This window comes from Streptomyces sp. NPDC056948 (assembly GCF_042674225.1).
Classification (GTDB): Bacteria; Actinomycetota; Actinomycetes; order Streptomycetales; family Streptomycetaceae; genus Streptomyces; species Streptomyces purpurascens.
The window spans coordinates 1-3,092 of sequence record NZ_JBHUQX010000676.1 but is presented as its reverse complement, the minus strand read 5'-3'; the positions used below and the strand labels follow the sequence as shown (position 1 = coordinate 3,092).

Annotated in this window: 3 protein-coding genes; 2 read left to right on the top strand and 1 reads right to left on the bottom strand. The window is 72.8% G+C overall.

Annotated features, from left to right (window positions below; all coding sequences use genetic code 11):
- On the bottom strand, window positions 1–1,154 hold a 1,154-nt coding region (locus ACFTZL_RS43375; protein WP_382595687.1), incomplete at its 3' end, for a hypothetical protein.
- 50 nt (window positions 1,155–1,204) lie between these two features.
- Between ACFTZL_RS43375 and ACFTZL_RS43370 the strand changes: the two genes are divergently transcribed.
- Window positions 1,205–1,819, top strand: coding sequence for a hypothetical protein (locus ACFTZL_RS43370; RefSeq protein ID WP_382595685.1), 615 nt, complete (start codon window positions 1,205–1,207; stop codon window positions 1,817–1,819).
- A 178-nt stretch (window positions 1,820–1,997) separates the two neighbouring features.
- Window positions 1,998–3,092: ATP-binding protein (locus ACFTZL_RS43365; protein WP_382595682.1), on the top strand; the 1,095-nt coding region annotated here is incomplete at its 3' end.

The following is a 3,092-nucleotide window of genomic DNA, read 5'->3' as shown; positions in this document are numbered from 1 at the left end:
GGTTCGGCCACGGCAGTCGGGGGTTCGGCCACGGCAGTCGGCAGCGGTCGGGCCTCGGTGGTCGCCGTTCTCGCCACGGCCGCTGCCGGGCCGACCACGGCCTGTGCCGCCTCCTGGGGGTCCAGCCCGCGGTCGCCCGGGGACAGGGGTGGCCGGAAGGGGGGCCGCTCGGGCGGGACGGCGCGGCCGACGGTGCGGTCCGGGACGCGTGGGTCGGTGGCCAAGGTCTGCCACATACGGGCGTCGTCGTCGAGGGGCGGCGGCAGCGGGCGGCCTTCGGCCAGGGCCGTGAGCGCGTCGGCGACCCAGTCGAGAGCGGTGAGACCGGCCGCCTCACAGGCACGGCGGGCGGCGAGCAGGGCCACCGCGCGCTGGGTGGCGGGACCGGCGGCGTCGAGGGCGTGGAGCAGGGCGGGGTCGAACGGGAGGAGACCGCGGACGTTGCCGCCGACGTCGCGCAGGGCCTGGCTCGGCGACTGTCCGCCCCACTCCCAGCGTTCGCGGGCGAGCAGCCGCTCCCGTTGCGCCGTCTCCTCGGCGAGGCGGGCCCGGCGTTCGGCTTCGGCGCGTTCGGCCGGGGTGGGGGGCGGCGGCAGTTCGCGGGCGTAGCGGTGCCAGTAGGCGGCGCTCAGCGAGGTCTGCTTCAGGACGCGGCCCGGCTCGGGCGGGGCGGGCCAGAACTGCAGGAGGTAGCGGTCCAGTTGGGGCTCGTCGTCCAGCCGGGTGTCCCGCTCGCCGGCCCGGTCCATGCCCTGGGCGCAGTACCGCACGCGGTAGTCGGTCTCCTCCAGGCCGAGCAGCCAGGACGCCTCGCCCGCCCACTGCACGAGCGCGGTGTCCCGCGACACCGGACGGAAGGACACCTCCACCACGTCTTCCCAGACCGGGTCCAGCGGCGGGGCCTCCTCACGCACCTCGACCGTGAAGCCGACGTCGCCGGTGTGCAGGCCGGTGTTCAGCCAGAGGAAGCCCGGTGACGCCGCCCCGCACAGCCCCCCGCTCTGCCCGGCGAACGCCTCGGCCAGGCCTGACCCGTAGCCGTCCGGATCGCTCTCGACATAGATCTGGCCGTAGTGCACATGTACCTCTCCCTCGACCGGCCTGCGCACGATCAGCTCCTCCTCGCACGGGGTGAAATGGTGAGCTGTCGGCATCCTGGCATCCGCCACTGACAAGCAGAGCGCGATCACGGGAGAGCGGAAAGATGCGGCACGTCTACTGGATCGGGGGCGGCAGCGGTGCGGGCAAGTCCACGATCGCCCGCCGGCTCGCCGATCGACACGGCTGGCGTCTCTACCCGACGGACGATGTGATGCGGGACCACGCTCGACGGGCCACCGCCGAAGAAGCACCGCTCCTGCACGAGTTCATGGCCATGGACATGGACGAGCGGTGGGTGAACCGGTCGCCCGACACCATGCTCGAGACGTTCCACTGGTTTCACGGCGAGGCCTTCGGACTGATCGTCGAGGACCTGCTGCGCATGCCGCGGGAGACGGGTGTCCTGGTCGAGGGGTTCCGCCTGCTGCCGCACCTCGTGAAGCCTCTGCTCACCGCACCCGGGCACGCCGTCTGGCTCCTGCCCACACCGGACTTCCGCCAGGCCGCCTTCCGGAGCCGGGCCACACCGGGCGAAGGATTCACGGCGAGGACCAGCGACCCGGAGCGGGCCGACCGCAACATCGCCGTGCGGGACGATCTGTTCACGAGACGCCTCCGCGAGGAGACCGCACGCCTCCGGCTGCCCACCGTCACCGTCGACCTCCCGATGTCGGAGGACGAACTCACCGAGCGGGTGAGCGGAGTCTTCGGGCTCTGACCTCCCCTGCGCGGCAATCCCGACAGTTACCCCAGATACGAACAGACAGCGAGCACTTTCGGAACGAAGTGGCGCTCCACCGTGCGAGATCAGTCGATGACGGTGTGTACTGTGCTGCGGGTAGCTCGCCTGAGCACCTCGGACTCCGCCCTGCCCGACTCTCCCTGGAATCGCTTCGATGATCGAACTCCCGGACCTGGCCGTCGGTGGTCTCGCCCTCGGCACACTGTCCGCGTTCGCCCTCGGCGGCGGGCTGCTGCGCTCCCGGCGGCAACTGGCCGCCCAGCGCGCGAAGACGGCCGCTCTGCGCGCGCAACTCGACGGCACCTCACGGGCGTTCACCGCCGAGGTCGAGCATCTGGCGTCGCGGCGCCTGCCCTCCGCCGCCCGGCAGGTCGCGCATCCCCACATCGCCGTGCCCGGCCCGCTGAGCCCGCAGCTCGCCGGTTCGCCCCTGGGATTCGCGCTGGAGCAGGTGCTGAAGGGGCTGCACACCGAACTCGCCTCGCAGCGCACCCGGATCGACGCCGCCGCGCAGGCCGGGATGCGCGGGGCGACCCGGGAGATCCAGGCGGCGCTGTACCGGTTGCAGGACGCCCTGCGCGGTCTGCAACAGCGCTACGACGACCCCGAGCTGGCGCAGACCCTGTTCGAACTGGACCACGAGAACGAGCAGTCGCTGCGCCGCGCGCAGATCGCCGCGGTGGTGTGCGGGGCCTGGGTCGGGCTGGCCCGGGAGGAGTCGCACCTCGTGGACGCGGTGACGGGCGGTCAGGCCCGGCTCGCGGGCTACCAGCGCGTCCGGATCCACAACCACCTGGCGGCCGGCACCGCCCTGGTGTCCCACGCCGTCGAGCCGGTCGCCATCATCGTCGCCGAGCTGCTCGACAACGCGCTGCGGCACTCCGCGCCCGACACCGGCATCGTGGTCAATCTCGAGGCCGTCCACCACGGTGTCTGCGTCACCGTGGACGACGCCGGGCTGGGCATGACGCAGGACGAACGGGCCCGGGCCCAGCGGATGGTGGGCGGTTCCGAGCCGATCCTGCTCACCGAGCTCGGCGACCCGCCGCGCATGGGTCTCGCCGCGATCGGCCAGCTGACCCGGCAGTTCGATCTGAGCGTCGACCTGTCCTCCCCGTCCCCGTACGGCGGTGTGCGGGCGGTGCTGCGGGTCGACCGTCATCTGCTGACGCGGATCGACCCCGAGGAACTGCCCCCGGCGGCCAGCGCCCCGCGCTCCACCCGCAAGGAAGCCGTGCGGGACACGGCC